The organism is Massilia hydrophila, from assembly GCF_020208145.1.
Classification (GTDB): Bacteria; Pseudomonadota; Gammaproteobacteria; order Burkholderiales; family Burkholderiaceae_D; genus Telluria; species Telluria hydrophila.
This window is the reverse complement of the sequence record NZ_JAHYBX010000105.1, coordinates 1-255: the sequence shown is the minus strand read 5'-3', so window position 1 is coordinate 255 and position 255 is coordinate 1. Positions and strand designations below refer to the sequence as shown.

Annotated in this window: 1 protein-coding gene; it reads left to right on the top strand. The window is 65.1% G+C overall.

Translation table 11 applies throughout. The annotated features are described in order from the left end of the window. Positions 1 to 255: DesA/ISL3 alpha bundle tail domain-containing protein (locus tag LE190_RS21710; protein ID WP_225240632.1), on the top strand; the 255-nt coding region annotated here is incomplete at both ends.

The window sequence follows — 255 nt, the reverse complement described above, 5'->3', positions numbered from 1 at the left end:
CGTGATCGCCAAATACGGCCGCGAAGTCATCGACCGGGTCCGGGTCGATGAAGCGAACCGGCTGCGCGAAGACCGGCCCCAGCGCCAGGTGGTCAAGCGCGCCCGCTGGCTGTTGCTGCGAAACAGGCAGAATGTGCCGCTCGCCCAGCAAGGCAGGATGGACGAGTTGCTCGCCGCCAACCAGGCCCTCATGACGGTGTACGTGATGAAGGCCGCATTGAAGGAACTCTGGCAACCGTCGGGCGCATGGCAGTG